The sequence below is a fragment of the Pseudomonas sp. NY15435 genome, from assembly GCF_048068295.1.
GTDB lineage: Bacteria > Pseudomonadota > Gammaproteobacteria > Pseudomonadales > Pseudomonadaceae > Pseudomonas.
The window spans coordinates 489,583-513,969 of record NZ_JBLUQA010000004.1; the positions used below are offsets into that span (position 1 = coordinate 489,583).

Here is a 24,387-nt window from a genome sequence, read left to right on the forward strand (position 1 = left end):
GGTCACTCCATGAAATGCAGGTAGCCGCCCTGACGCGGCGTGATATCGGCGCCAGCGCCATCGAGCACGCGCACGCCCGAGCCGGCTTCCACCCTACCGACCACGCGCAGGGCCGGCCAGTTCGCCGAAAGTGCCGGCAAATGTTCGGCAGGCAGAGTAAAGGCAAGCACGTAGTCGTCACCGGCGCCGAGCTTGAGCTGTTGCGCGCGTTCGGCGCCCAGCAGGGCTTCCAGCGCGGGGCTTTCCGGCAGTTTGTCAGCCTCGACGATCAGTGCCACGCCCGAGGCGCGGGCGATGTGCCCGCAGTCGGCGAGCAGCCCGTCGGAAATATCCAGCGCCGCCGTGGCCTTGCCGCGCAGCGCCTGGCCGAAGGCCAGCTGCGGCTGCGGCGACCAATAGCGCGCCAGCAGCGGCTCGGCGATGGCCGGTTCGGCGGTCATCTCGCCCAGCACCAGCGGCAGCGCCCCGCCCGCCTCGCCCAACGGACCACCGACACACAGCAGGTCGCCCGGCCGCGCACCGGCGCGGGTCAGCGCCTGCCCGGCGGGCACGCCGCCGAACACGGTGACGGTCATCGCCAGCGGACCACGGGTGGTATCGCCGCCGATCAGCGCCAGCGCGCATTCCTGCGCCTTCTGGTTCAAGCCACGGGCGAAACCTTCCAGCCAGGCCGGATCGGCCTCGGGCAGGGTCAGTGCAAGGGTGAAGCCGATGGGCGATGCGCCCATGGCCGCCAGGTCGCTGGCAGACACCGCCAGGGCACGCTGGCCAAGCAGGAAGGGATCGCAGAGGGTGGGGAAATGCACACCGACAACGAGCGTGTCGGTGGAAATCGCCAGCTGTTCGCCGGCCTTGGGTGCGAGGAGTGCGCAGTCGTCGCCGATCCCCAATGCCACTGCCTCGCCGCCGGCCGCACAGGCGGCCGAGGCGAAGTAGCGACGGATCAGTTCGAACTCACCCATGCCTCAGAACCTGTTCAGGATCTGTAGCGAGAGGCCGTCAGCGGGACGAAAAGCAGCGCGGGAACCGGAGTTTATGAGCCATAAATGAGGATTCCGAGCAGCGCACGCGTTCCGATCACGGTCTCGCAGTAGGATCATGGACAGGTTCTCAGCGCTTGGCGCCCCGGAGTTCGGCGGCGCGCAGGCGCGGAGCGAGCTTGTCCAGCACGCCGTTGACGAACTTGTGTCCGTCGGTGGCGCCGAAGGTCTTGGCCAGCTCGATACCTTCGTTGATGACGACCTTGTAGGGCACGTCCAGGCGGTTGCGCAGCTCGTAGGTGGCCAGGCGCAGGATCGCCAGCTCAACCGGATCGACTTCTTCCAGGGCGCGGTCCAGGCAGGGAGTGAACTCCTCGTCCAGATCGGTCTTCAGGCGCGGCACGCCGTGCAGGATCTCGTGGAAGTAGGCGCCGTCGACATCGCTGAAATCGTTCTCGGTGCGGAAGGACGCCTCGATCTCGTTGAGCGGCTGGCCAGCCATCTGCCAGGAATACAGGGCCTGCACCGCGAGGCTGCGGGCCTTGCGACGCATGGCGATCTTGTTCGGCTTGGCGGGCTTGGCCGGGTTGTTGCCGTCCTGGGTGCTCACTTGGCCTCCAGCTGCGACAGCAGGCTCACCATTTCCAGGGCGGACAGGGCAGCTTCGGCGCCTTTGTTGCCGGCCTTGGTGCCGGAGCGCTCGATGGCTTGTTCGATGGAGTCGACAGTCAGCACGCCAAAGGCGACCGGCACGCCGAACTGCAGGGAAACCTGCGCCAGACCTTTGGTGCACTCACCGGCAACGTATTCGAAGTGCGGGGTGCCGCCACGGATCACCGCGCCGAGGGCGATGATGGCGTCGAACTCGCCGCGCTGGGCGACTTTCTGCGCTACCAGCGGGATTTCGAAGGCGCCCGGAGCGCGGATCACGGTGATGTCGCTCTGAGCGACGCCGTGGCGTACCAGCGCGTCGATGGCGCCTTCCACCAGGCTTTCCACCACGAAGCTGTTGAAGCGGCCAACCACCAGGGCGAAGCGGCCTTTGGGGGCGATGAAGGTACCTTCGATGGTCTTCAGGGTCATGGGCAAGTCTCACTGTTAAAGAGCCGGAGCGTCCGCGTGACGCTCCGCAAATAGGGTAGAAGAACGGCACCGCCGTGCCAGGGCACGGCGGCGAGGTTCATTCAGCGGGCAGGTATTCTACTACTTCGAGGTCGAAACCGGATATCGCATTGAAGCGCATCGGTGCCGACATCAGGCGCATCTTGCGCACGCCCAGGTCGCGCAGGATCTGCGAACCGGCACCCACGGTGCTGTAGGTGGTGGTCGGTTTCTGCACCGGCGCCGGGGTATTGGTGATTTCGCGGACATGCGCCAGCAGGTCCTCGCCGCCAACCTGATGGCCCAGCAGCAGGACCACGCCGGTGCCAGCCTCGGCCACCTTGGCCATGGCGGCACGCAGGCTCCAGCGGCCCGCCTGGTTGACCATCAGCAGGTCGCGCAGCGGATCGGGATTGTGCACGCGCACCAGGGTCGGCTCTTCCGGGCAGACCTTGCCCAGGGTCAGCGCCAGGTGCACATCGCCTTCCACGGAGTCACGGTAGGTGATGAGGTTGAACTGGCCCAGTTCGGTGTCCAGCGGCTGCTCGGCGAGGCGCTCGACGGTGCGCTCGTGGATCAGGCGGTAGTGGATCAGGTCGGCGATGGTGCCGATCTTGATGTTGTGCTGTTTGGCGAACTCTTCCAGTTCCGGGCGACGGGCCATGGTGCCGTCGTCGTTCATGATCTCGCAGATCACCCCGGACGGCTCGAAACCGGCCATGCGCGCGAGGTCGCAGGCCGCCTCGGTGTGGCCGGCGCGAGCCAGCACGCCGCCGGGCTGCGACATCAGCGGGAAGATGTGGCCGGGGCTGACGATATCGGCGGCGACGGCGTTCTTCGCGGCGGCGGCCTGCACAGTGCGGGCACGGTCAGCGGCGGAGATGCCGGTGGTGACGCCCTCGGCGGCCTCGATGGAGACGGTGAACTTGGTGCCGAAGCCGGAACCATTGCGCTGCACCATCAGCGGAATGCCGAGGCGCTCGCAGCGCTCGCGGGTCATCGGCATGCAGATCAGGCCGCGAGCGAAGCGCGCCATGAAGTTGATGTCTTCGGTGCGGACACACTCGGAGGCGATGATCAGATCGCCTTCGTTCTCGCGGTCCTCGTCATCCATCAGGATGACCATCTTGCCCTGACGCATGTCGTCGAGCAGTTCTTCAATGCTGTTGAGTGCCATACGGGGACGAGCCTTATCAGTGTTTCAGGAAGCCGTTGTCGGCCAGGAATGCTTCGGTGATGCCGCCAGCGCCAGCAGCGGGTTCCGCCGCCTTGTCACCGAGCAGCAGACGCTCCAGATAGCGCGCCAGTAGGTCGACTTCGAGGTTGACCAGGCGACCACCGCGGTAGTCGGCCATGATGGTCTCCTGCACGGTGTGCGGGACGATGGTCAGCTCGAACTCGGCGCCGTTGACCGCGTTCACCGTCAGGCTGGTGCCATCGACGGTGATCGAGCCCTTGAGCGCGATGTACTTGGCCAGCTCGCGCGGTGCGCGCACGGTGAACTGGATGGCGCGGGCGTTTTCCTCGCGCTTGACGATCTCGCCGACGCCGTCGACGTGGCCGCTGACCAGATGGCCGCCCAGGCGGGTGGTCGGGGTCAGGGCCTTTTCCAGGTTCACCCGGCTGCCGATCTTGAGTTGCGCGAAGGCGGTGCGCGCCAGGGTTTCGCGGCTGACGTCGGCCCAGAAGCCGTCGCCGGGCAGTTCCACCGCCGTCAGGCAGATGCCGTTGACCGCGATGCTGTCGCCGAGCTTGACGTCGGCGAGGTCGAGCTTGCCGGTCTTCACGTACAGGCGCACGTCACCGCCCTTGGGGGTGATGGCCGCGATGGTGCCGATGGATTCGATTATGCCGGTGAACATGAGGCCTCCCGCACGGCAAAGGCCGCTGGCCGGCAAGGCCGCGTAGCCAACAGGGAAAGATGATGCATGTGGCGAACTCCTGTTTTGGTTAAAAAACAGGGCATATCGATCGAAGGGACTTCTCGGGCGCGCGCAGGCACGCCCCGATGGCTCATCCCGTTCTCTCTTCATCCGGACTATGACCGTCGGCCCCGGAATCACACCGGGTCTGCTGACCCTGGCCATCCGGCGAACCGGTCTGGACAGGCGCTCGCGGGCTAGACGCATTGCGCGTCATTACCGCCGGTGGGGACTTTCACCCCGCCCTGAGAACGTCAATCGCGGTCGTTACAGCGTCGACCGCGTGTGGCGTTTTACCACAGGCCGGCGCAAGTCGGAAGCTTCCTATGGATCGCTCCGCACCCGCCGACAGGCCGATGACGACAGCGCCGGCGCGCCATCACAGTGGTCTGGCGGTGACCAGCCAGTCGTCACCCACGGCGCGGATGTCGACGATCTTCAGCTCGCGGGACTCGCTCATACGCTCCAGCGGCAGCTCCAGCAACGGCCGCGCGGAGGAACCGAGCAGCTTGGGCGCCATGAAGATGCTGTATTCGTCCACCAGGCCGAGACGGGCGAAGGCGCCGGCCAGGCGTGGCCCGGCCTCCACCAGCACCTCGTTGACGCCACGGCGGCCGAGTTCACTGAGCAGTGCCAGCAGGTCGACCTGACCATCGAGGCCGGCAAGGTTCAGCAGTTCGTGGCCGACCACCGTGTAGTTCGGATCGTCCTGGGTGCTCACCACCAGCGCCGGGCCGGCCTGGAAGAAGGTGGCGGTCAGCGGCACGCGCAGGCGCCCGTCGATCAGCACGCGCAGCGGCTGGCGCTGCGCGGCCAGCTCGGTCTGCTCGGCGTCCAGGCCCAACTCGTCCGGGCGCACGGTCAGGCGGGCGTCGTCGGTCAGCACGGTATCAGCGCCGGACAACACCACACTGGATTGTGCGCGCAGGCGCTGAACGGCGCGGCGCGCGGCCGGGCCGGTGATCCACTGACTCTCGCCGCTGGCCATGGCGGTGCGGCCGTCCAGGCTCATCGCCAGCTTCACGCGGACGAACGGCAGACCGGTTTCCATGCGTTTGAGGAAGCCGACATTGAGGGCTCTGGCCTCGCTCTCCAACACGCCGGAGCGCACTTCGATGCCAGCTTCGGCGATGCGTTTCATGCCACTACCGGCGACCTGCGGGTTCGGGTCCTGCATGGCCGCAACCACGCGGGCGAGGCCGGCACCGATCAGCGCGTCGGCGCAGGGCGGCGTGCGGCCGAAGTGACTGCAGGGTTCGAGGGTGACGTAGGCGGTGGCGCCACGGGCCTTGTCGCCGGCCTGGCGCAGGGCGTGGACTTCGGCGTGGGGTTCGCCCGCGCGCACGTGCCAGCCTTCGCCGACCACCTCGCCATCACGGACGATGACGCAGCCGACGCGGGGATTAGGGTGGGTCGTGTACCAGCCCTTGCGCGCCAGTTCGATGGCGCGGGCCATCCAGACCTCATCCAGGCCTTTCACGGGATCCATGGCACTCATTCCTTCGACGGCTCGCGGGCCAGGCGCTCGATTTCCTCGCGGAACTCGTTGAGATCCTGGAAGCGGCGGTACACCGAGGCGAAGCGGATGTAGGCGACCTCATCGAGCTTCTGCAGCTCGGCCATCACCAGTTCGCCCAGCACCCGCGACTTGATCTCGCGCTCGCCGGTGGCGCGCAGCTTGTGCTTGATGTGCGCCATCGCCTCTTCCAGCCGCTCGATGCTCACCGGGCGCTTCTCCAGCGCGCGCTGCATGCCGGCGCGCAGCTTGTCCTCGTCGAAAGGCTGGCGGCTGCCGTCCTGCTTGATCAGGCGCGGCATGACCAGTTCGGCGGTCTCGAAGGTGGTGAAACGCTCACCGCAGGCCAGGCACTCGCGGCGCCGGCGGACCTGGTCGCCCTCGGCGACCAGGCGCGAATCGATGACTTTGGTGTCGTGGGCGCCGCAGAAAGGACAGTGCATGGCGAGTCTTGGGCAGTCTTGTGGGAGGAATTAGGTAAGGGCCTCATGGTAGCGCATCGACTGGCCGAATGAACCCCGCTCCCACGAGACAGGCCGCAGGCATTAGGCTATACAGGCGCCGCCTGGAATCTGCCGCGATGGAGCCCGCCATGTTCGCCCGCCTGCTGTGCCTGTCCCTCACCGTCCTGCTGGCCGCCTGCGCCAGCGAGAAGCCCGCGCCGGCCGCCCAACCGGTCGCCGTCACGAAGAAATCGAGTTCCCTGCTGGACGAGCCCGTGCCAGCCAACATGCGTGCCCTCAGCGGCCAGCTCAGCAGCGCCCAGGGCTTCCTGCCGGCCGGCAGCGAAGTGGAGCTGGCACTGCTGGTGATCGATCAGCGCGACCGCCCGCAGCAGTTGCTCTCCAGCGAGAAGATGATCGCCACCGGCCAGGCCTTGCCGTTCCGCGTGGTGTTCAACCCGCAGTCTTTCCCGGCCGGCGCCCGCGTCGAACTGCACGGCCGCGTATCGCAGTCCGGCCAGCTGGCCTGGCGCCTGCCGCCGGTGCGCATCACCCAGCCGGAAACCCGTGCCCTGGGCGAGTTGCGCCTGGAGCGCGCGCCGTGACGCCGCCGCTTTCCCTGCAGCAGGCGCTGGGCGAACTGCTCGGCGACGCGCGCCTGTCCGCTGAAACACTGCCCGGCACTGACATCCGCCTCTGGCTGATCGACGCGCAGAACATGGACCGCGAATTCAGCCCCGACGAAACCCGGCGCATCCTCGAAGAGCCGCCCTACTGGTGCTTCTGCTGGGCCAGCGGCCTGGTGCTGGCCCACTGGCTGGCCGAGAAGCCCGAATGGGTGCGCGGCAAGCGAGTGCTGGACTTCGGCGCGGGCTCGGGGATTGCCGCCATCGCTGCGGCCAAGGCCGGCGCCGCCGAAGTGGTGGCCTGCGACCTCGACCCGCTGGCGCTCGACGCCTGCCGCGCCAACGCCGAGCTGAATGACGTGGAGCTGAGTTATTCGGCGGACTTCTTCCAGGAGGAAGACCGCTTTGATCTGATCATCGTCGCCGACGTGCTCTACGACCGCGCCAACCTGCCGCTGCTGGACGAATTCCTCAGCCGCGGCCGTGAGGCCCTGGTGGCCGACTCGCGGGTGCGCGACTTCAGCCATCCGTTGTACCAGCGCCTGGGGATTCTCGACGGTTGTACCTGGCCGGACCTGGCCGAGCCGGCCGAATTCCGCCACGTCAGCCTGTATCACGCCGCACGCGCATAACGCCGGCGCGGAGGGTCGAACGATCGCGGACAAAGTCCGCTCCTACGCGCGTCCTTGCGCCGCGCTCACCGGTTACGTAGGAGCGGACTCCGTCCGCGATGGCATTCCGACAACACCACAGGCCGGGCTGGGTTGTTTCCGTTCCAGAACGCCCCCACTTATAGTGGCAATCACCTTCATCGCCCCACTCGATTCGAGATTTCCCATGAGCGATACGCCCTACATCTTCGACGCCAGCATCGCCAACTTCGATCAGGTCGTCATCGAGAACTCCTTCCACAAGCCAGTCCTGGTGGACTTCTGGGCCGACTGGTGCGCCCCGTGCAAGGCGCTGATGCCGCTGCTGGCGCAGATCACCGAGTCCTACCAGGGCGAGCTGCTGCTGGCCAAGGTCAACTGCGACGTCGAACAGGACATCGTGATGCGTTTCGGCATCCGCAGCCTGCCCACCGTGGTGCTGTTCAAGGACGGCCAGCCGGTGGACGGCTTCGCCGGCGCGCAGCCCGAATCGGCGATCCGCCAGATGCTCGAACAACACGTGCAACCGCCCGCCCCGGCCGCCGGCAATCCGCTGGAGCTGGCGCAGGCCGCCTTCAACGAAGGCCGCTTCGCCGACGCCGAGGCGCAACTGAAAGTGCTGCTGGGCGAGGACAACACCAACGCTGCCGCGCTCATCCTCTACGCCCGCTGCCTTGCCGAACGCGGCGAGCTGGGTGAAGCCGAGACGGTGCTCGACGCCGTGAAGGGCGACGACCACAAGCAGGCACTGGCCGCTGCCAAGGCCCAGCTGACCTTCCTGCGCCAGGCTGCCGACCTGCCCGATGCCGCCACGCTGAAAACCCGCCTGGCCGCCGACGCCAACGACGACGAGGCCACCTACCAACTGGCCGTCCAGCAACTGGCCCGCCAGCAGTACGAGGCCGCGCTGGACGCCCTGCTCAAGCTGTTCGTGCGCAACCGCAGCTACGGCGAGGACCTGCCGCGCAAGACACTGGTCCAGGTGTTCGACCTGCTGGGCAACGACCACCCGCTGGTGATCGCCTACCGCCGCAAATTGGCGAACGTACTGTACTGACGAAAAGGGCGCCGCGAGGCGCCCTTGTCTTTATGTAGGAGCGAGGGGGACGCCCAGTTCTTGCTCGCGAACCGAACCCACTGCGGGGCTGTTCGCGAGCAAGCTCGCTCCCACGGTTAACCTGTTACACCTCTGCCCAAGTGAAGAGCTGCACGCCATCGCGCACCTCGATCTTCACCTTGGGGCTGTGCCGCAGGCGCACCAGCAGGCCCTTCGCGGCTCCGGCGCTACCGGCGAGCGCCGCCAGTTCGTCCAGCAGTTGAGGTCCTTCACTGCTGCCACTGCGCCGCAACAGGTCCTGCGCCGCCAGCCACAGCTGGTCCACCGGCGCTCCCGCAGGTTCAGGCGCGGCAGCGGCCGCTGGCGCCACGGCGGCGGCCGGCAGGTTCTGCGCCAGCCGCGCCCAATCGGCGTCATCCATTTCCACGCTCAGGTCCACCGGCCAGTCGCCGATGGTGCCCTTGATTCTCAGCATCGCCTTCTCCTCGCGCTGTTTCGCGCATGCTCCCACGGCATCGGCGCTACGCCAAACCCACGCTAAGCTGGCCTTAATTTTTCATCTGTTATAACGTAACAAAATTATTCATCAGACCGGAGTCTCCCATGCGCCCCCTGCTCCTCGCTGTCGCCCTGCTGCCCCTAGCCGCCCAAGCCCACGACGAACATGAACATGGCAGCCTCGGCAAGCACGAGCATGGCGTCGCCCAGCTCAACGTCGCCCTCGACGGCAAGACCCTGGAACTGGAGATGGACAGCCCGGCGATGAACTTCGTCGGCTTCGAGCACGCCGCCGCCAGCGACGCCGACAAGGCCACGGTCGCCGCGGTGCAGGCCCAGCTCAAGCAGCCGCTGCAACTACTCGGCCTGCCCGCCTCGGCCAAGTGCAGTGTGCAGTCGGTAGAGCTCTCCAGCCCGCTGTTCGGCGATGCGCCCAAGGCCGACGACGATCATGACCACGAACACGCCGATGGCGACCACGACGAGCACGAAGGCCACCATCACGCCGACATTAACGCCCACTACCAACTGACCTGTGCCCAACCGCAGGACCTGGCCACTGTCGATTTTGCGCCGCTGTTCAAGCGATTCCCGGCGACCCAGAAGATTCAGGTACAACTGATCGGCCCGAGCGGCCAGCAAGGTGCAGAATTGACCGCCGCCAACCCGACCCTGAACTTCTGATCACGACGCGCTGAAATGACCGCACTGCTCGAACTCGACAACCTCGGTTTCGCCTGGCCCGGCCAGGCGGAGCTGCTGGACATCCCCGCCTTCTCGCTGGCCTGCGGCGAAACCCTGTTCCTCAAGGGCCCGTCCGGCAGCGGCAAGACCACCCTGCTCGGCCTGCTCGGCGGCGTACAGCGCCCGCAGCGCGGCAGCGTGAAGCTGCTGGGCGAAGATATCGGCCAGATGAAGTCGGCGCGCCGCGATCACTTTCGCGTCGACCACACCGGCTACATCTTCCAGCAGTTCAACCTGCTGCCCTTTCTCTCGGTGCGGGAGAACGTCGAGCTGCCCTGTCATTTCTCCCACAGCCGCGCCGAGCGGGCGACCCTGCGCCACGGCAGCGTGGCCAAGGCGGCGCAAACGCTGCTCAAGCACCTGGGCCTGGGCGACCCCGAACTGATTGAGCGCCGCGCCGACAGCCTGTCGATCGGCCAGCAGCAGCGTGTCGCCGCTGCCCGCGCGCTGATCGGCCAGCCGGAGTTGGTGATCGCCGACGAGCCGACTTCGGCGCTCGACGCCGATGCCCGCGCAGCCTTCCTCCAGCTGCTGTTCGCCGAATGCCGCGAGGCTGGTGCCAGCCTGCTGTTCGTCAGCCACGACCAGAGCCTGGCAGCGCTGTTCGACCGCAGCGTTTCCCTCGCCGACCTCAACCGCGCCGCCCACGCTCCGGGAATCTGAGCATGTACCTGTTGCGTCTGGCGCTCGCCAGCCTGTCCAACCGCCGCTTCACCGCGCTGCTGACCATCTTCGCCATCGCCCTCTCCGCTTGCCTGCTGCTGGCGGTGGAGCGCGTACGCACCGAGGCCAAGGCCAGTTTCGCCAGCACCATTTCCGGTACCGACCTGATCGTCGGCGCCCGCTCCGGCTCGGTGAACCTGCTGCTCTACTCGGTGTTCCGCATCGGCAACGCCACCAACAACATCCGCTGGGAAAGCTACGAGACGGTGACCCACAGCCCGCTGGTGAAGTGGGCGATCCCGATTTCCCTGGGCGATTCGCACCGCGGTTACCGCGTCATGGGTACCGACACCGGCTACTTCGAGCACTACCGGTTCGGCCGCGGGCAGACGCTGGAACTCGCCGAGGGCCGACCGTTCGGCCAGGACCTGTTCGACGTGGTACTCGGCGCGGAAGTCGCCCAGGCGCTGCACTACAAGCTTGGCGACAAGATCGTCCTGGCCCACGGCGTCAGCACCATCAGCCTGGTGCAGCACGACGACAAGCCGTTCACCGTGGTCGGCATCCTCAAGCGCACCGGCACGCCGGTGGACCGCACCCTGCACATCTCACTGCAGGGCATGGAGGCACTGCATGTCGACTGGAAGAACGGTGTCCCGGCTCGCGGCGCCGACCGCGTCAGCGAAGACCAGGCGCGCACCATGGACCTGCAGCCCAAGGCCATCACCGCCTTCCTGCTGGGCCTGAAGAGCAAGGTGGCGACCTTCACCCTGCAGCGGCAGATCAACGAATACGACGGCGAGCCGCTGATGGCGATCCTGCCGGGGGTGGCGCTGCAGGAGCTGTGGGGGCTGATGGGCACGGCGGAAAAGGCGCTGTTCGTGGTCTCGCTGTTCGTCGTACTGACCGGCCTGATCGGCATGCTCACGGCGATCCTCACCAGCCTCAACGAACGCCGCCGCGAGATGGCCATCCTGCGCTCAGTGGGTGCGCGCCCCTGGCACATCTTCAGCCTGCTGGTGGCGGAAGCCTTCGCCCTGGCGCTGGCCGGCGTGGCGCTGGGCGTGGGGCTGCTCTACGCGGGCATCGCCGGCAGCCAGGGCTATGTACAGGCGAACTACGGTATCTTCCTGCCACTGGCGCTGCCCACCGCCTATGAATGGTCGCTGCTGGGCGGCATACTCCTGGCCGCGCTGCTTATCGGCTGTGTGCCGGCGTGGCGTGCCTATCGGCAATCGCTGGCTGATGGCCTGTCGATCCGCCTCTGAGCCATCCCGTGTAAACCATCCCCGTACAGAGAAGCCCCATGCGCCGCCTGCTGTTCCTGCTGCTGCTCGCCATCAGCGCCACCGTCCCGGCGGCGCCGCGCGAGTTGACCTGGCCCGAGTTGATCCCGGAGGGTGCACCGCCGCCCCCGCCGCCGGTTCCGCTGCACGATATGTCCAAGCTTTCCGATGTACTCAATTCGGAGAGTGGCCCGGCGGTGAAGCAGCAGATACCCAACGCCCCCGTGGTACAGCAGCTGGATGGCCAGGAAGTGAAGATGCCGGGCTACATCGTGCCGCTGGAGGTGGAGGAAGACGGCCAGACCGTACGCGACTTCCTGCTGGTGCCCTATTACGGCGCCTGCATCCACGTACCGGCGCCACCGTCCAACCAGATCGTCTATGTTCGAGGCGGCAAGGGCGTAAAAGTCGACGAGCTTTACCAACCCTTCTGGATCATCGGCAAGATGAGCGTGAAGGCGATGGAAAGCGACCTCGCCGAGGCCGGCTACCAGATGCAGGCCAGCAGCATCGAGCCCTACGAGTACACCGGCCAGTAAGGTGCGGCGCTTCGCCGCATGCCTTGACCCTCTACGGTCTGGGGTCTTTATTGAGCCAAGTCAAAAGTGCGCTTTTAGCGCTGTCTACTATTCTGGGCACCAACACTTATACCAAAGAGATATTGGAGCTCATCATGCGTAAGTCCTGGCTCACCACCTCGCTTCTCTCACTTGCCGTCGCAGCGCCGATCGCAGCCCAGGCCGCCGACATTCGCGGCCACCAGGCTGGCGATTTCCTGGTCCGCGGCGGTATCGCCACCGTAGCGCCGGACGATAGCAGCAGCGCCCTCAAGTTCGACGGCGTGAAGGCCAGCGGCACCAAGGCCACCGTGGACAGCGACACTCAGCTGGGCCTGACCTTCGCCTACCTGCTCACCGACAAGATCGGTATCGAGCTGGTTGCCGCCACCCCGTTCAAGCACCAGGTCGATGTGAAAGGCCTGGGCGGCGGTCTCGATGGCAAACTGGCCGACATCAAGCAATTGCCGCCGACCGTGCTGCTGCAGTACTACCCCATGGGTGGTACCAACTCTGCCTTCCAGCCCTACGGCGGCCTGGGCGTGAACTACACCACCTTCTTCGACGAAGACCTGGCCGGCAACCGCAAGGACCAGGGCTTCAGCAACCTGAAGCTGCAGGATTCCTGGGGCCTGGCCGCCGAACTGGGCATGGACTACATGCTCAACGAGCATGCCTTCGTCAACGCCGCGGTCTGGTACATGGACATCGACACCAAGGCCAGCGTCGACGGCCCGAGCGCGCTGGGTTATCAGAAGACCAAGGTCGATGTTGACGTCGACCCCTGGGTTTACATGGTCGGTTTCGGCTACCGTTTCTGACGGAGCAAACATGAAAAAGGCGCCCAAGGGCGCCTTTTTCACTTTCAGGGAACCGGTATGTACCTCGAACTCAAAGCACTGCACGTCAGCCTGGCGATCATCAGCACCCTGCTCTTTCTTCTCCGCCTGGGCCTGAGCTGGTGGGGCAAGCGCCCCTCAGGCTGGCAGCGCGGGCTGCCCCATCTGATCGACACCCTGCTGCTGCTCAGCGCCCTGGGCCTGGTGCACCTGGCGATGCCCTGGCCGCTGCCGGTATGGCTGCAGGTGAAGATCGGCCTGCTGGTGCTCTACATCGTGCTGGCGGCCTTCGCCCTGCGCAGCGCCACGAAGCCGGCGAAGGCCGTGCTCAGCGTGCTGGCTCTGGGTTCGCTCGCCGGAGTCTTCTTCCTGGCGGTCAACAAACCCTGGTGGTGATCAGCTGGGCCAGGCCTTCGGCCAGCGGCGTCGGCTCATCCAGGCGATAACGTGCCAGCAGGCGGCGGTTATCCGCGCGGGAGTGGCGGATGTCACCGTGGCGCGCTGGCTGGTAGGTGATCTCCGGCAGCCCGCCAGTGAGCTTGCCGATCTCGGCCAGCAACTGGTTGAGGCTGGTGGACTGGTCGAGGCCGACGTTGATTGCCGACTCGGCCACGTCGGTGGCCAGCAGCGCGGTCATCAGCAGTTTCACCAGGTCACCGACATAGATGAAGTCGCGAGTCTGCTCGCCATCGCCGAACACGGTGATCGGCAGACCCTGCTCGGCGCGCTGGGCGAAAATGCTGATCACCCCGGAATAGGGCGAGGAAGGGTCCTGACGCGGGCCATAGACGTTGAAGAAGCGGAAGATCGCCGGCTCCAGCGCGTGCTCGCGGCGATAGAAATCCAGGTAGTACTCGCTGGCCAGCTTGTCCGAGGCATAGGGCGTCAGCGGCGCCTTGACCACATCCTCGTCGATGGCGGTGCCTTCGCCGTTCTGCCCGTAGACCGCCGCGCTGGAAGCGAACAGCACCCGGTGGATGCCTTCCTGGCGCATGGCCTCGCAGAGGTTCAGGGTGCCGGTGAAGTTGGCGCGGTGGGTCCCGACCGGGTCTTCCACCGAAGCCTGCACCGAGGCGATGGCCGCCAGGTGCACGACGCCCTGGCAACCGCTCACCGCGCCACGCAGCGCGGCTTCGTCAGCGACGTCGCCGACGATCAGCTCGACGCGGCTGTCGAGGTTCTCGCGCTTGCCGGTGGACAGGTCGTCCAGCACACGCACGGCAAAGCCCTGCGCCAGCAGCGCGTCCGCCAGATGGGAACCGATGAACCCCGCGCCGCCGGTGATGAGAATGGGTTGCGCGGAGGGAATGAGACGATCAGACATGGCGGTAGTAACGGTCCAGCAGGGCGGGCAGGCCGGCACGCCAGGCGCGCGGCTTGATACCGAAGGTATGGAGGATCTTCTTGCAGGCGAGCACCGCGTGCTGCGGTTCATCGCCGGCATCCGGGCGCGCGGCGTGGGCCTGCGGACTCGGTTCCTGGACGGCCAGGGTATGGAAGGCGCGAGCCTCGCCGAGCACCACCTGGCCCAGGGACAGGGTGGTGGTGGCCTCCAGGCCGCCGTAGTGGTAGGTGCCCCACAGCGGCGACTGGCAGTCGAGCTGCTTGAGTACCGAGAGGATTACCCGGGCGGCGTCGTCGACCGGGGTCGGGTTGCCACGACGGTCGTCGGCGAGGAACAGCACCTGCTCCTTCTCGGCTCGCTCGAGGAAGCGCCCGAGCACGCCGTCGGCGCTGTCGTCCAGCAACCAGCCGAAGCGCAACAGCACGTGGCGCGGGCAGGTCGCCCGCACCCACTGCTCCATGCGCCAGAGCGCCTGGCCGCGCGGGCCCAGCGGCAGCGGCTCGTCCTTCTCGCTGTAGGCGGTGGCGCGGGCGCCATCGAACACGCGGTAGCTGGAGGGCTGGATCAGCAGTATCTCGTGGTGCTGGCAGAGTTCGGACAGGCGCTCCACCGCGCGTTCCTGGCTGGCCAGGCGGGCGTCATCGACGCCTTCGGCCTGGAACCAGTCGTAGTAATAGGCGAGGTTGATCACCGCGTCGGGGCGGGTCTCGTCCAACAGGACGGTGAGGCTGGAAGCGTCCCAGCCCTGTTCGGGCGGCCGGGGGGCGAGGAAGCCGATGTCTTCCTCGGCACCAAGGCGGATCAGCGCCTGTCCAAGGGCATTACCGCCACCCAACAGCATCAGGCGCATGCGCATATTATGGGGGTCACTCGAATCCGTGGGTTACCCCGGTGCGCGCGGCGCCGGGGATGATGCCCGCATTTTTCCTGCCCCCCGGCACAGCGTCAAGCTTGGCCGACCCGCTGCAGCCTTGGCCGTGCGCGATAGCGACGCCCTAGGAGCGTCGCCGGAACAACGGGCGCGGCTCGATGACCGAGCGCCCATAGAGCACGCTGAGCCCCGCGAGCCCCTTCAGGGCGTCCTCCACGGACTTGTCCTCGCGCACGGCGAAGGCATCGAAACCGCACTGGCGCAGGTGCGCCAGCTGGTCGCGCAGCACGTCGCCCACCGCGCGCAGCTCGCCGCGCCAGCCCAGGCGACTGCGCAGCAGGTAGGCCAGGCTGTAGCCGCGCCCGTCGCGGAAGCTGGGAAAATCGATGGCGATCAGCGCCGGCTCCTTCAGACGCCAGATCAGGTCCTCGGGATCGTCCTCCGGCGCCAGCCACACCCCGTGAGGCTGTAGGTGCGAGCTTGCTCGCGAACCGCTCAACGCGGTTGCTTCCTGGGGATTCTGTTCGCGAGCAAGCTCGCTCCTACAGGCGCCCCGCTCCAGCCAGGCCTTGAGCGGCAGGATGATTCTGCCCTCGGGCAACTCCTCCGGCACTTCGCGCAGCAAGGTCCAGGGATCATTCGGCGCCAGCTCGGCCACACCGTCACGCAAGCGAATCAGATTCTTCATGCCGGCACCTCCGCCTGGCGATAGACCCGCGCCTTGAACGGCTCCAGGCCGATGCGTTCGACCGTCTCGACGAAGCGCTCGCCGGCGCCACGCTGCTCCAGGTAGGTCTGTACCAGCGCCTCGATCACGTCCGGCACCTCGGCGGCGCTGAACGACGGGCCAATCACCTTGCCCAGCGCGCTTTTCACGCCCTGCGCGCCACCAAGGGTGATCTGGTACCACTCGCTGCCGTTCTTATCGACACCGAGGATGCCGATGTTGCCGATATGGTGGTGGCCGCAGGCGTTCATGCAGCCGGAGATGTTCAGGCTGAGGTCGCCCAGGTCGTGCAGGTAGTCCAGGTCCTCGAAGCGCTGCTGGATGCCCTGGGCGATGGGGATCGACTTGGCGTTGGCCAGCGCGCAGAAATCGCCGCCGGGGCAGGCGATGATGTCGGTCAGCAGGCCCTGGTTCGGCGTGCCCAGGCCTGCCGCGCAGGCTTCCTGCCAGAGCGCGTGGAGATCGGCCTTGCGTACGTCCGGCAGCACCAGGTTCTGTTCGTGGGCGACGCGGATTTCGCCGAAGCCGAAGCGCTCGGCCCAGTCGGCCACCTGCTCCATCTGCTCGGCCGTCGCATCCCCCGGCGGCGCCTCGGCTCCCGGCTTGGTGGAGAGCACCACGCTGGCATAGCCCGGTACGCGGTGCGGGCGCACGTTGCGCGACACCCAGCGGGCGAATGCCGCGTCGTTGGCCAACGCCGTGCCGTAAGCGAGATCGTCAGAAGGCGCGTAGACCGGCGGATCGAATGCCGCCGCCACACGCTCGTATTCATCTAGTGTGAGTTGCGCCTCGCCATCGCGCAGATGCTGCCACTCCTCCTCGACCTCGCGGGAGAACGCCTCGATACCCAGCGCCTTCACCAGGATCTTGATCCGCGCCTTGTACTTGTTGTCGCGCCGCCCGTGGCGGTTGTACACGCGCAGGATGGCCTCGACGTAGGACAGCAGGTGCCACCACGGCAGGTCGTCGCGGATCACCTGGCCGAGCATCGGCGTACGCCCCAGCCCGCCGCCGACCAGCACCTTCAGCCGCAGTTCGCCATCTTCGGCGCGTCGCAGGTAGAGGCCGATGTCGTGCATCATCACCGCCGCGCGGTCTTCCTCGGCGGCGCAGAGGGCGATCTTGAACTTGCGCGGCAGGAAGAGGAATTCGGGGTTCACCGTCGACCACTGGCGGAGGATTTCCGCCAGCGGGCGCGGGTCGAGGAACTCGTCGGCGGCAACTCCGGCAAAAGCCTCGGTGGTGATGTTGCGCACACAGTTGCCGGAGGTCTGGATGGCATGCATCTCGACATCGGCGAGACGTTCGAGAATGTCCGGCACGCGCGCCAGTTCCACCCAGTTGAACTGGATATTCTGCCGCGTGGTGAAGTGGCCATAGCCGCGGTCGTGCTCACGGGCAATCCACGCCAGCGTGCGCATCTGCTCGCTGGACAGGGTGCCGTAGGGGATCGCCACCCGCAGCATGTAGGCGTGCTTCTGCAGGTACAGGCCGTTCTGCAGGCGCAGCGGGAGGAATTCCTCTTCGCTCAGCTCATCGCTCAGGCGCCGCTGCACCTGGTCACGGAACTGCGCCACCCGTTCGCGCACCAGGGCGCGGTCGTAATCATCGTATCGGTACATCGCCAGGCCACCTTCGGGTCGTTGCGTGGCGGCCTGCTTCTGTCGTCTGGCGCGCCACGTTGCGGTTGACCGAATAGTGGCCGGCGCCTGCTGTGCAAAACAGCGGCAGATCGCGCGGGAAAAAGCGGATCAGATGCGCCCCGCGCCTGTCCCGACGGGCCTGCGACCGGTTGCCGCAACAGGCCCGATCAGCCGTCCCATCGCGCAGTACGCCAGGCCCGTGGTGCTGCGGCGCGGAGCGATTTTCGCCATCTGATATGGTTTTTTCCGGCGAACCTGAATCTGTTTCGGGTGCAGACCGATTCGTACAGTCGCGGCGCCTCTTCTGCCTGATGGGCCACGACAATGAGCGAAAGAATCCCCGCGAAGGTCATCGAGATCGACGCACCGCAACGCTTCACCCCGCCGCCAAAACCGCTGTCGGCAGTCACCCCGACGGTCTACACCAAGCGCTTCGCCGGGCGTTTCCGCGATCTCCGCCGTCTCGGTGGTGCGCTGCTGTTCCTGCTGTTCTTCGGCACCTTGTGGCTACAGTGGAACGGCCGCCAGGCGGTGCTCTGGGACCTGCCCGAGCGCAAGTTCTACATCTTCGGCGCGACCTTCTGGCCGCAGGATTTCATCCTGCTTTCGGCGATCCTGATCATCGCCGCCTTCGGCCTGTTCTTCATCACGGTGTTCGCCGGCCGCGTCTGGTGCGGCTATACCTGCCCGCAGAGCGTGTGGACCTGGATCTTCATGTGGGCCGAACAGGTCACCGAGGGTGACCGCAACCAGCGCATCAAGCGAGACCAGGGCCCGGTGAGCGCCGAGAAAGTCCTGCGCAAGAGCGCCAAGCACGGCCTGTGGCTGCTGATCAGTCTGGTCACCGCGATCACCTTCATCGGCTATTTCACCCCAGTGCGGCCGCTGGTAATGGACCTGCTCACCTTCAAGCTCGACCTGGAAAGCACCTTCTGGGTCGCCTTCTTCGCTGCCGCCACCTACGCCAACGCCGGCTGGCTGCGCGAGCAGGTGTGCATCCACATGTGCCCGTACTCGCGCTTCCAGAGCGTGATGTTCGACAAGGACACCCTGATCATTTCCTACGACGCGGCGCGCGGTGAATCCCGCGGCGCGCGCAAGAAGGACGCCGATCCCAAGGCTCTGGGCCTGGGCGACTGCATCGACTGCCACCAGTGCGTGCAGGTCTGCCCCACTGGCATCGACATCCGCGACGGCCTGCAGATCGCCTGCATCGGCTGCGCCGCCTGCATCGATGCCTGCGACTCGGTGATGGACAAGATGGGCTACGACCGCGGGCTGGTGCGCTACACCTCCGAACGCGCACTCGAAGGCGGCAAGACCCACCTGCTGCGCCCGCGCCTGATTGGCTACGCGGCGGTGCTGCTGGTGATGATCGGCGCCTTCGTCTGGGCGCTGGAAGCCCGCCCGCTGATCAACCTCGACGTCGCCCGCGACCGTGGCCTGTTCCGCGAGAACGCTGCCGGCGAGATCGAGAACATCTACAACCTCAAGCTGATCAACAAGACCCAGCAGCCGCAGCATTACCAGCTGAGCCTCGCCGATGGCGCTGGCTACCGCCTGCAGGGCGTGCCCGAGCTGATGCTGCAACCGGGCGAGATCCGCGACTTCGCCGTCTCGGTGGCCAGTGAGGCGCAGAGCAGCGCCGGTGGTTCGGTGCCGCTGCACTTCCGCGTCAGCGACGGTAACGAAGCCATCGACGCCGCCAGCACCTTCGTCTCGCCGAGGCGCTGAGCATGGCCAGGGAGCTTGGCGTGACCTCGGCGCAGCGCCTAGAGTGGGCGGATTCTTCCGCCCCTCAGGCCACCGTGCAGGACAAGATGAAGCGCTACGAGAAGTTCGCCGACGAGATTGCCGGCCTGATCCGCAGCGGCGTGCTCGCCCCCGGCCAGAAGGTCCCCTCGGTGCGCCACGCCAGCCGCACCTACGGGGTCAGTGCTTCGACAGTGTTCCAGGCCTATTACCTGCTGGAAGATCGCGGGCTGATCGTCGCCCGCGCGCGCTCGGGCTACTTCGTCCGCGAGCATGTGCAGCGCGCCCTGGCCGAACCGGAGATCGCCCGCCACGACGCGCAGACCACCGAAGTGGACGTCAGCGAGCTGGTGTTCTCGGTGCTCAGTTCGATCAAGGACCCGGACACCGTGCCCTTCGGCTCGGCCTTCCCGGCACCGGAGCTCTTCCCCCTGCCGCGCCTGGCGCGTTCCATGGCCCACGCCGTGCGTGACATGGACCCGCGCTCGGTAGTCGCCGACCTCGCTCCCGGCAGCCACGCGCTGCGCCGGCAGATCGCCCTGCGCTACATGGTCGGCGGCATGCCGCTGCCGGTGGAAGAACTGGTGGTCACCAATGGCGCCCTGGAAGCGCTCAACCTGTGCCTGCAGGTAGTCACCCAGCCGGGCGACCTGGTCGCCATCGAAGCGCCGGCCTTCTACGCCAGCCTGCAGGTGCTGGAGCGCTTGAAGCTCAAGGCCGTGGAAATCCCCGTGCACCCGCGCGAAGGCATCGACCTCGACGTACTCGCAGACAGCCTGGCGCGTCTGCCGATCAAGGCCTGCTGGTTCATGAGCAACTTCCAGAACCCGCTGGGCGCCAGTATGAGCGAGGACAAGAAGCGTGCCCTCGCCGCCCTGCTGGCCAAGCACCAGGTGCCGCTGATCGAGGACGACGTCTACGCCGAACTGTACTTCGCTGCCCAGGCGCCGAAGCCAGTGAAGGCGTTCGACAGCGAAGGGCTGGTGATGCACTGCAGCTCCTTCTCCAAGAGCCTGGCGCCAGGCTACCGGGTCGGCTGGGTGGCCGGCGGGCGCTACGCCGAGCAGATCGAGCGGCTCAAGCTGATGACCAGCCTGTCAGCCTCCGTGCCGGCCCAGGCAGCCATTGCCGACTACCTGCAGCACGGCGGCTACGACCGCCATCTGCGCAAGTTGCGTCACGCGCTGGAAAGCCAGCAGCACGCGATGCTCGCCGCCGTGGCCCGGCACTTCCCCGCCGCCACGCGCGTCACCCGGCCCAGCGGCGGCTACTTCCTCTGGCTGGAACTGCCCGAGCACATCGACGCGCTCAAGCTGTTCCAGCTCGCCCACGCCCAAGGTATCAGCCTCGCCCCTGGGCCGATCTTTTCCGCGACGCGGCGTTTCGGCCACTGTCTGCGCCTGAACTACGGCCATCCCTGGACGACAGCCAGCGAGCAAGCGATGGAGACCCTAGGGCGGATCATTCACTCGCTGCAGGGCTGAAGGCTTCTGCTGTCAGACTGATCCGCACATTCGGAAACGATCTGTACCTGTGCGGCGCTTTGTCGCAGGCATTACCCTGACAGGCAGGAAACCCGGACGAGGGAAGCTGCCATGGAAGCGGAAGGCCTGATGATCCTGCTCACAGTGAGCGCCGCGCTCGGCGTGCACCTGTGGGTGCGCTGGTACCTGCGTCGCGGCATGGCGCCGCGCTCAGACGAGTGGCTCGCCTGAGCTGCTTTTTTGTAGGAGCGAGCTTGCTCGCGAAACGCCCAGCATCGATGCCGCCGGAACCCTGTTCGCGAGCAAGCTCGCTCCTACGAAGAGCATCAACTGCATCGCGCTCGGCGCGTACTCGCGGATGCACGGGAATCAGTGGCTGCCCTGAAACACTGGGCGCAGCCGGCGGTGATTGCTATACAGGCAAGGCCGACTGATCACTTTCCACGGATGGCCCGATGAACCTCTGGCAACGCGACCTTAGCCACTCCCCCTACGCCGAGCCGGTGCGCGCCGAGCAGTTCGACGTGCTGCGGCGCAACTCGCCCTTCTCCATCATCGCCGCCTACCTGGTCGCCGGACTCACCACCTGGGTGCTCAACGGCGCGCTGCCGCTGGAATCGCTGCTGGCCTGGTTCGCCGCGCAGACCCTGCTGGGCGGTGCCCGCCTGTGGCTGCTGCGGCGCTACGACCAACTGCGCGACAGCGGCGCCGGCCCCCGGCGCAGCTGGCTGGTCCTGGTGATGATCACCACCGGCCTCTCGGGCCTGCTCTGGGGCCTGCCCGCCGCCTACTGGATGACCGTGCTGCCTCCCTCGATGCAGATGTACGTGGTGGTCGTTCTGCTGGGCTTGGGCACCGGTGTGATGAATGCCTACAGCATCGTCCTGCCGCTGTTCTACCTGTTCATCGTGCCGGCCTTCACCCTGCCCTTCGCCAGCCTGCTGGTGCTGCTGCCGGACGTCCTGAGCAAGACCCTTGGCGCGGCGGCACTGGTCTACGCCTTCACCATCTGCGCCTTCGCCTATCGCTTCCACGCGACCTTGGTGGACTCGCTGCTGCTGCGTTTCGAGAACATCGAACTGCTGCAGAGACTGAGCATCGAGAAGGAAGCTGCCGAACGCAGCGACCAGGCCAAGACCCGATTCCTCGCCAGCGCCAGCCACGACCTGCGCCAGCCCACCTACGCGCTCGGCCTGTACCTGGGCGCCCTGCAGAAGCAGGCGCTGGACGATGCCAGCCGCAACCTTGTCGAGCACATCTCCCGCGCCCTGGCGGCGCAGGGTTCGCTGTTCGATGCGCTGCTGAATATCTCGCGGCTGGATGCCGGCATCGTCCAACCCAACCTGCAGGCCTTCTCCCTCGCCGAGTTGATCGAGCGCATCGCCGGAGACTGCCGTGTACAGGCGACCGACAAGGGCCTGAGCCTGCGCGTACGGTCCGGCGCGCCTTTCGTGAAGTCCGACCCGGCGCTGATCGAACGCATCCTGCGAAATCTGGTGGAGAACGCCATCCGCTACACCGAGCAGGGCGGCGTGCTGATCGGCTGGCGCCGCCGCGGCCGTCAGGTACGCGTGGAGGTCTGGGATAGCGGCCCGGGAATTCCCGAGCGCGAACAGCAGAAGGTGTTCTGGGAGTTCCACCAGTTGGACAACCCCGAGCGCGATCGCAGCAAGGGCCTCGGCCTCGGGCTGGCCATCGTCCAGCGCACCGCGCGGCTGCTCGACCATCCGCTGGCGCTGCATTCGCGCGAAGGGCACGGCAGCGCCTTCATGATCAGCCTGCCGCGCGCCACCGCCGTGCAGCCGCGCCAACCGGAAATCCTGCCGCTGCGCACGGTGGCGGGCAGCGACAAGCTGATCTACCTGATCGAAGACGATGCGGAAAACCGCGAAGGGCTGCGCCTGCTGTTCCAGAGCTGGGAATACCGGCACGTTATCGTTGCCGATGTCGCCGATCTGCTGGCCGACGCGACGACCGCCGCGCACAAGCCAGACCTGATCATCAGCGACTACCGCCTGCGCGACCACCAGACCGGCATCGACGCCATCACCCGCCTGCACGAGCATTACGATGACGACTGGATAGCCGCCGTGCTGGTCACCGGCGACACCGACCCGCAGTTGCTCGCCCAGGCCTCCGCCCATGGCTGGCCGCTGCTGCACAAGCCGCTGGCCGCGGAGCAGTTGAAGGCGATGATCGACGAGCAGCTTAGCGAACTCGAAGCGCTGGACGATTGAACCCAAGGGTACCTGTAGGAGCGAGCTTGCTCGCTCCTACGAAATGCAACGCGCCGACTTGTGCGTGGCCTGGTGTCGAATGGCGAGCCTGGCCCCGCGTTGGAGCGGACTTCGTCCGCGATGGGTTGGCCGGGCTCCCTGGCGCGCCGGAGCAACGTCAGCGCGATCGCGGACAGAGTCCGCTCCTACGCTAGGCCTCGCCCAGCAGTAACCTCTGGAAAAGCATCACGGCCGATACAGATGCGCGTGCCCCGCGCTGTACAGCGACGAATCGGCAAATCCCTCCGCCCCCAGCACCTTGCCCACCAGGATCAGCGCCGTGCGGCGGAAGCCCTTGGCTTCGGCCTTGGCCAGGATGTCGCCGAGGGTGCCGGTGACCTGGTCCTGGTCCAGCCAGCTGGCGCGGTGGATCACCGCGATCGGGCAATCGGCGCCGTAGTGCGGCAGCAGTTCGGCGACGATGTTCGGCAACTGCCCCACGCCGAGATGAATCGCCAGGGTCGCACGGTGCTGCGCCAGCTCGGCAAGGGATTCACCTTCGGGCATGCGCGTCTTGTGGGCGTAACGGGTAAGGATCAGCGTCTGCGAGATATCCGGCAGGGTCAGCTCGCAACCCAGGATCGCCGCGCAGGCAGAGGTGGCGGTCACGCCGGGAACGATCTCATAGGGAATGCCCAGCGCACGCAGGTGGCGAATCTGCTCACCGATGGCGCCGTACAGCGACGGGTCGCCGGAGTGCACTCGGGCAACATCCTTGCCTTCGCCATGGGCCTGGGCCAGCAGTGCGACGATCTCGTCCAGGTGCAGTTCGGCGGTATTCACCACGCGTTCGGCGCTGTGCCCTTCCAGCACCGCCGGCGGTACCAGCGAGCCTGCGTAGAGGATCACCGGGCAGGAACGGATCAGCCGCTGGCCCTTGACCGTGATGAGTTCAGGGTCGCCGGGGCCGGCACCGATGAAATGGACCGTCATGGCTGCTCCTGTATGAGTTCGACGGGGATGAAAGCCAGCGCGCAGGTGGCTTGATCGCTGCGCCGTTTGCCCACCAGCAGGCGTGCCGGCGCACCGCTTTGCGCCTCGGCCTGTAGCAATGCCGCCGCCTCGGCTACGCTGGCGCTCCCGGTGGCGGCGCGCACGGTTTCGGAGGGCTCGCCCAGGCGCTTCTCGCATGTCGCGAGCTGTTGCGGCGTGAACAGTGCCAGCGGTAAGTCGAGCGCGGTGGCCAGCGCGACAAGCCCGTCTTCGTCGGCCTTCAGCGTGGCGCTGGCCAGCGCGGTGAGGTTCGACTCGTCGAGTCCGACTTCCGCCAGCGTTTCGCGCAGCAACTCGCGCAGTTCATCGAGCGAGCAGCCACGGCGGCAACCCAGGCCGGCAACCAGCGTCATTCTCTATCTCCAGAAAACAAAACCCCGCAGGCGGCCGAGCCGGCTGCGGGGGTCGAGCATA

26 protein-coding genes and 1 riboswitch are annotated in these 24,387 nt (G+C 66.6%); of the genes, 12 read left to right on the top strand and 14 right to left on the bottom strand.

Annotated features, from left to right (window positions below):
- Positions 1-2 precede the first annotated feature (2 nt).
- The 7 genes from thiL to nrdR form a co-directional block, all read right to left on the bottom strand.
- Positions 3-962: a thiamine-phosphate kinase gene (gene thiL, locus ACNFH5_RS12450; protein WP_416746315.1), complete on the bottom strand. Its 960-nt coding sequence runs from the start codon at positions 960-962 to the stop codon at positions 3-5.
- Positions 963-1,110: 148 nt separating this feature from the next.
- On the bottom strand, positions 1,111-1,590 hold the full coding sequence (gene nusB / locus ACNFH5_RS12455) for a transcription antitermination factor NusB (protein WP_416746317.1): 480 nt from the start codon (positions 1,588-1,590) through the stop codon (positions 1,111-1,113).
- Entirely contained in the window at positions 1,587-2,063 is a 477-nt protein-coding gene (gene ribE / locus ACNFH5_RS12460; RefSeq protein WP_015475395.1) for a 6,7-dimethyl-8-ribityllumazine synthase, read from the bottom strand. The genes nusB and ribE overlap by 4 nt, the downstream gene beginning before the upstream one ends.
- 97 nt (positions 2,064-2,160) lie before the next feature.
- The gene (gene ribBA / locus ACNFH5_RS12465) at positions 2,161-3,258 is read right to left on the bottom strand and encodes a bifunctional 3,4-dihydroxy-2-butanone-4-phosphate synthase/GTP cyclohydrolase II (RefSeq protein WP_416746319.1); all 1,098 of its coding nucleotides are present in this window, start codon (positions 3,256-3,258) and stop codon (positions 2,161-2,163) included.
- A 16-nt stretch (positions 3,259-3,274) separates the two neighbouring features.
- Positions 3,275-3,943, bottom strand: a complete 669-nt coding sequence (locus tag ACNFH5_RS12470; protein WP_416746321.1) for a riboflavin synthase — start codon at positions 3,941-3,943, stop codon at positions 3,275-3,277.
- A 154-nt stretch (positions 3,944-4,097) separates the two neighbouring features.
- Positions 4,098-4,260: riboswitch (FMN riboswitch) on the bottom strand.
- A 122-nt stretch (positions 4,261-4,382) separates the two neighbouring features.
- The gene (gene ribD, locus ACNFH5_RS12475) at positions 4,383-5,492 is read right to left on the bottom strand and encodes a bifunctional diaminohydroxyphosphoribosylaminopyrimidine deaminase/5-amino-6-(5-phosphoribosylamino)uracil reductase RibD (protein WP_416746323.1); all 1,110 of its coding nucleotides are present in this window, start codon (positions 5,490-5,492) and stop codon (positions 4,383-4,385) included.
- Between the two features lie 5 nt (positions 5,493-5,497).
- Positions 5,498-5,962, bottom strand: coding sequence for a transcriptional regulator NrdR (gene nrdR, locus ACNFH5_RS12480; protein ID WP_017521848.1), 465 nt, complete (start codon positions 5,960-5,962; stop codon positions 5,498-5,500).
- A 137-nt stretch (positions 5,963-6,099) separates the two neighbouring features.
- Between nrdR and ACNFH5_RS12485 the strand changes: the two genes are divergently transcribed.
- The 3 genes from ACNFH5_RS12485 to trxA all read left to right on the top strand — a co-directional run bounded on the left by ACNFH5_RS12485 (position 6,100) and on the right by trxA (position 8,295).
- Positions 6,100-6,567 carry a YbaY family lipoprotein gene (locus ACNFH5_RS12485; RefSeq protein WP_416746325.1) on the top strand — a complete coding sequence of 156 codons (468 nt, stop codon included), beginning with the start codon at positions 6,100-6,102 and terminating at the stop codon, positions 6,565-6,567.
- Positions 6,564-7,220: a class I SAM-dependent methyltransferase gene (locus ACNFH5_RS12490; RefSeq protein ID WP_416746327.1), complete on the top strand. Its 657-nt coding sequence runs from the start codon at positions 6,564-6,566 to the stop codon at positions 7,218-7,220. The genes ACNFH5_RS12485 and ACNFH5_RS12490 overlap by 4 nt, the downstream gene beginning before the upstream one ends.
- 205 nt (positions 7,221-7,425) lie before the next feature.
- Positions 7,426-8,295 carry a thioredoxin gene (gene trxA, locus ACNFH5_RS12495; RefSeq protein ID WP_416746329.1) on the top strand — a complete coding sequence of 290 codons (870 nt, stop codon included), beginning with the start codon at positions 7,426-7,428 and terminating at the stop codon, positions 8,293-8,295.
- Between the two features lie 124 nt (positions 8,296-8,419).
- Here trxA and ACNFH5_RS12500 read toward each other — a convergent pair whose 3' ends face one another.
- On the bottom strand, positions 8,420-8,770 hold the full coding sequence (locus ACNFH5_RS12500) for a hypothetical protein (protein WP_416746331.1): 351 nt from the start codon (positions 8,768-8,770) through the stop codon (positions 8,420-8,422).
- A 128-nt stretch (positions 8,771-8,898) separates the two neighbouring features.
- Here ACNFH5_RS12500 and ACNFH5_RS12505 point away from each other — a divergent pair, with 128 nt between their 5' ends.
- From ACNFH5_RS12505 to ACNFH5_RS12530, 6 genes are all read left to right on the top strand, one after another.
- Positions 8,899-9,477: a DUF2796 domain-containing protein gene (locus ACNFH5_RS12505; protein WP_416746333.1), complete on the top strand. Its 579-nt coding sequence runs from the start codon at positions 8,899-8,901 to the stop codon at positions 9,475-9,477.
- 15 nt (positions 9,478-9,492) lie between these two features.
- Positions 9,493-10,200 (top strand): ABC transporter ATP-binding protein, encoded by a 708-nt coding sequence (locus ACNFH5_RS12510; RefSeq protein ID WP_416746335.1) that lies wholly within the window; start codon positions 9,493-9,495, stop codon positions 10,198-10,200.
- 2 nt (positions 10,201-10,202) lie between these two features.
- Positions 10,203-11,468: an ABC transporter permease gene (locus ACNFH5_RS12515; protein WP_416746337.1), complete on the top strand. Its 1,266-nt coding sequence runs from the start codon at positions 10,203-10,205 to the stop codon at positions 11,466-11,468.
- Between the two features lie 38 nt (positions 11,469-11,506).
- Positions 11,507-12,025, top strand: coding sequence for a DUF3299 domain-containing protein (locus ACNFH5_RS12520; RefSeq protein ID WP_416746339.1), 519 nt, complete (start codon positions 11,507-11,509; stop codon positions 12,023-12,025).
- 134 nt (positions 12,026-12,159) lie between these two features.
- A complete protein-coding gene (locus ACNFH5_RS12525; protein ID WP_416746341.1) occupies positions 12,160-12,864 on the top strand; it encodes an OmpW family outer membrane protein in 705 nt (234 codons plus the stop codon).
- A 57-nt stretch (positions 12,865-12,921) separates the two neighbouring features.
- Complete coding sequence (locus ACNFH5_RS12530; RefSeq protein ID WP_416746343.1) at positions 12,922-13,278, top strand: SirB2 family protein; 357 nt, start codon at positions 12,922-12,924, stop codon at positions 13,276-13,278.
- On the opposite strand, the gene ACNFH5_RS12535 is transcribed toward ACNFH5_RS12530, so the two are convergent.
- From ACNFH5_RS12535 to ACNFH5_RS12550, 4 genes are all read right to left on the bottom strand, one after another.
- Positions 13,259-14,206 carry an NAD-dependent epimerase/dehydratase family protein gene (locus ACNFH5_RS12535; RefSeq protein WP_416746345.1) on the bottom strand — a complete coding sequence of 316 codons (948 nt, stop codon included), beginning with the start codon at positions 14,204-14,206 and terminating at the stop codon, positions 13,259-13,261. The two genes, ACNFH5_RS12530 and ACNFH5_RS12535, sit on opposite strands and share 20 nt — an antisense overlap.
- Positions 14,199-15,083 carry a sugar nucleotide-binding protein gene (locus ACNFH5_RS12540; protein ID WP_416746347.1) on the bottom strand — a complete coding sequence of 295 codons (885 nt, stop codon included), beginning with the start codon at positions 15,081-15,083 and terminating at the stop codon, positions 14,199-14,201. The genes ACNFH5_RS12535 and ACNFH5_RS12540 overlap by 8 nt, the downstream gene beginning before the upstream one ends.
- Before the next feature lie 139 nt (positions 15,084-15,222).
- Positions 15,223-15,786 (bottom strand): DUF934 domain-containing protein, encoded by a 564-nt coding sequence (locus tag ACNFH5_RS12545; RefSeq protein WP_416746349.1) that lies wholly within the window; start codon positions 15,784-15,786, stop codon positions 15,223-15,225.
- On the bottom strand, positions 15,783-17,447 hold the full coding sequence (locus ACNFH5_RS12550) for a nitrite/sulfite reductase (RefSeq protein ID WP_416746351.1): 1,665 nt from the start codon (positions 17,445-17,447) through the stop codon (positions 15,783-15,785). The genes ACNFH5_RS12545 and ACNFH5_RS12550 overlap by 4 nt, the downstream gene beginning before the upstream one ends.
- Positions 17,448-17,792: 345 nt before the next feature.
- On the opposite strand from ACNFH5_RS12550, the gene ccoG reads away from it, so the two are divergent.
- From ccoG to ACNFH5_RS12565, 3 genes are all read left to right on the top strand, one after another.
- Positions 17,793-19,202 carry a cytochrome c oxidase accessory protein CcoG gene (gene ccoG, locus ACNFH5_RS12555; RefSeq protein WP_416746353.1) on the top strand — a complete coding sequence of 470 codons (1,410 nt, stop codon included), beginning with the start codon at positions 17,793-17,795 and terminating at the stop codon, positions 19,200-19,202.
- A gap of 86 nt (positions 19,203-19,288) precedes the next feature.
- Complete coding sequence (gene mapR / locus ACNFH5_RS12560; protein WP_416746469.1) at positions 19,289-20,704, top strand: GntR family transcriptional regulator MpaR; 1,416 nt, start codon at positions 19,289-19,291, stop codon at positions 20,702-20,704.
- A gap of 455 nt (positions 20,705-21,159) precedes the next feature.
- Positions 21,160-22,941: a hybrid sensor histidine kinase/response regulator gene (locus ACNFH5_RS12565; RefSeq protein WP_416746355.1), complete on the top strand. Its 1,782-nt coding sequence runs from the start codon at positions 21,160-21,162 to the stop codon at positions 22,939-22,941.
- 225 nt (positions 22,942-23,166) lie between these two features.
- Here ACNFH5_RS12565 and cobM read toward each other — a convergent pair whose 3' ends face one another.
- The gene (gene cobM, locus ACNFH5_RS12570) at positions 23,167-23,913 is read right to left on the bottom strand and encodes a precorrin-4 C(11)-methyltransferase (RefSeq protein ID WP_416746357.1); all 747 of its coding nucleotides are present in this window, start codon (positions 23,911-23,913) and stop codon (positions 23,167-23,169) included.
- On the bottom strand, positions 23,910-24,326 hold the full coding sequence (locus ACNFH5_RS12575) for a cobalamin biosynthesis protein (RefSeq protein ID WP_416746358.1): 417 nt from the start codon (positions 24,324-24,326) through the stop codon (positions 23,910-23,912). The genes cobM and ACNFH5_RS12575 overlap by 4 nt, the downstream gene beginning before the upstream one ends.
- Between the last annotated feature and the right edge of the window lie 61 nt (positions 24,327-24,387).

What these genes read in the sequence shown, in the direction of transcription:
- ACNFH5_RS12530 (WP_416746343.1), top strand. Translation starts at nt 12,922, where the DNA reads ATGTACCTCGAACTCAAAGCACTGCACGTCAGCCTGGCGATCATCAGC.
- ACNFH5_RS12470 (WP_416746321.1), bottom strand. Translation starts at nt 3,943, where the DNA reads ATGTTCACCGGCATAATCGAATCCATCGGCACCATCGCGGCCATCACC.
- ACNFH5_RS12505 (WP_416746333.1), top strand. Translation starts at nt 8,899, where the DNA reads ATGCGCCCCCTGCTCCTCGCTGTCGCCCTGCTGCCCCTAGCCGCCCAA.
- mapR (WP_416746469.1), top strand. Translation starts at nt 19,289, where the DNA reads ATGAAGCGCTACGAGAAGTTCGCCGACGAGATTGCCGGCCTGATCCGC.
- ACNFH5_RS12535 (WP_416746345.1), bottom strand. Translation starts at nt 14,206, where the DNA reads ATGTCTGATCGTCTCATTCCCTCCGCGCAACCCATTCTCATCACCGGC.
- ACNFH5_RS12520 (WP_416746339.1), top strand. Translation starts at nt 11,507, where the DNA reads ATGCGCCGCCTGCTGTTCCTGCTGCTGCTCGCCATCAGCGCCACCGTC.
- ACNFH5_RS12550 (WP_416746351.1), bottom strand. Translation starts at nt 17,447, where the DNA reads ATGTACCGATACGATGATTACGACCGCGCCCTGGTGCGCGAACGGGTG.
- ACNFH5_RS12545 (WP_416746349.1), bottom strand. Translation starts at nt 15,786, where the DNA reads ATGAAGAATCTGATTCGCTTGCGTGACGGTGTGGCCGAGCTGGCGCCG.
- ACNFH5_RS12565 (WP_416746355.1), top strand. Translation starts at nt 21,160, where the DNA reads ATGAACCTCTGGCAACGCGACCTTAGCCACTCCCCCTACGCCGAGCCG.
- ACNFH5_RS12525 (WP_416746341.1), top strand. Translation starts at nt 12,160, where the DNA reads ATGCGTAAGTCCTGGCTCACCACCTCGCTTCTCTCACTTGCCGTCGCA.
- ACNFH5_RS12510 (WP_416746335.1), top strand. Translation starts at nt 9,493, where the DNA reads ATGACCGCACTGCTCGAACTCGACAACCTCGGTTTCGCCTGGCCCGGC.
- thiL (WP_416746315.1), bottom strand. Translation starts at nt 962, where the DNA reads ATGGGTGAGTTCGAACTGATCCGTCGCTACTTCGCCTCGGCCGCCTGT.
- trxA (WP_416746329.1), top strand. Translation starts at nt 7,426, where the DNA reads ATGAGCGATACGCCCTACATCTTCGACGCCAGCATCGCCAACTTCGAT.
- cobM (WP_416746357.1), bottom strand. Translation starts at nt 23,913, where the DNA reads ATGACGGTCCATTTCATCGGTGCCGGCCCCGGCGACCCTGAACTCATC.
- ribBA (WP_416746319.1), bottom strand. Translation starts at nt 3,258, where the DNA reads ATGGCACTCAACAGCATTGAAGAACTGCTCGACGACATGCGTCAGGGC.
- nrdR (WP_017521848.1), bottom strand. Translation starts at nt 5,962, where the DNA reads ATGCACTGTCCTTTCTGCGGCGCCCACGACACCAAAGTCATCGATTCG.
- ACNFH5_RS12515 (WP_416746337.1), top strand. Translation starts at nt 10,203, where the DNA reads ATGTACCTGTTGCGTCTGGCGCTCGCCAGCCTGTCCAACCGCCGCTTC.
- ACNFH5_RS12485 (WP_416746325.1), top strand. Translation starts at nt 6,100, where the DNA reads ATGGAGCCCGCCATGTTCGCCCGCCTGCTGTGCCTGTCCCTCACCGTC.
- ACNFH5_RS12500 (WP_416746331.1), bottom strand. Translation starts at nt 8,770, where the DNA reads ATGCTGAGAATCAAGGGCACCATCGGCGACTGGCCGGTGGACCTGAGC.
- ribD (WP_416746323.1), bottom strand. Translation starts at nt 5,492, where the DNA reads ATGGATCCCGTGAAAGGCCTGGATGAGGTCTGGATGGCCCGCGCCATC.
- ccoG (WP_416746353.1), top strand. Translation starts at nt 17,793, where the DNA reads ATGAGCGAAAGAATCCCCGCGAAGGTCATCGAGATCGACGCACCGCAA.
- ACNFH5_RS12540 (WP_416746347.1), bottom strand. Translation starts at nt 15,083, where the DNA reads ATGCGCATGCGCCTGATGCTGTTGGGTGGCGGTAATGCCCTTGGACAG.
- ACNFH5_RS12575 (WP_416746358.1), bottom strand. Translation starts at nt 24,326, where the DNA reads ATGACGCTGGTTGCCGGCCTGGGTTGCCGCCGTGGCTGCTCGCTCGAT.
- ribE (WP_015475395.1), bottom strand. Translation starts at nt 2,063, where the DNA reads ATGACCCTGAAGACCATCGAAGGTACCTTCATCGCCCCCAAAGGCCGC.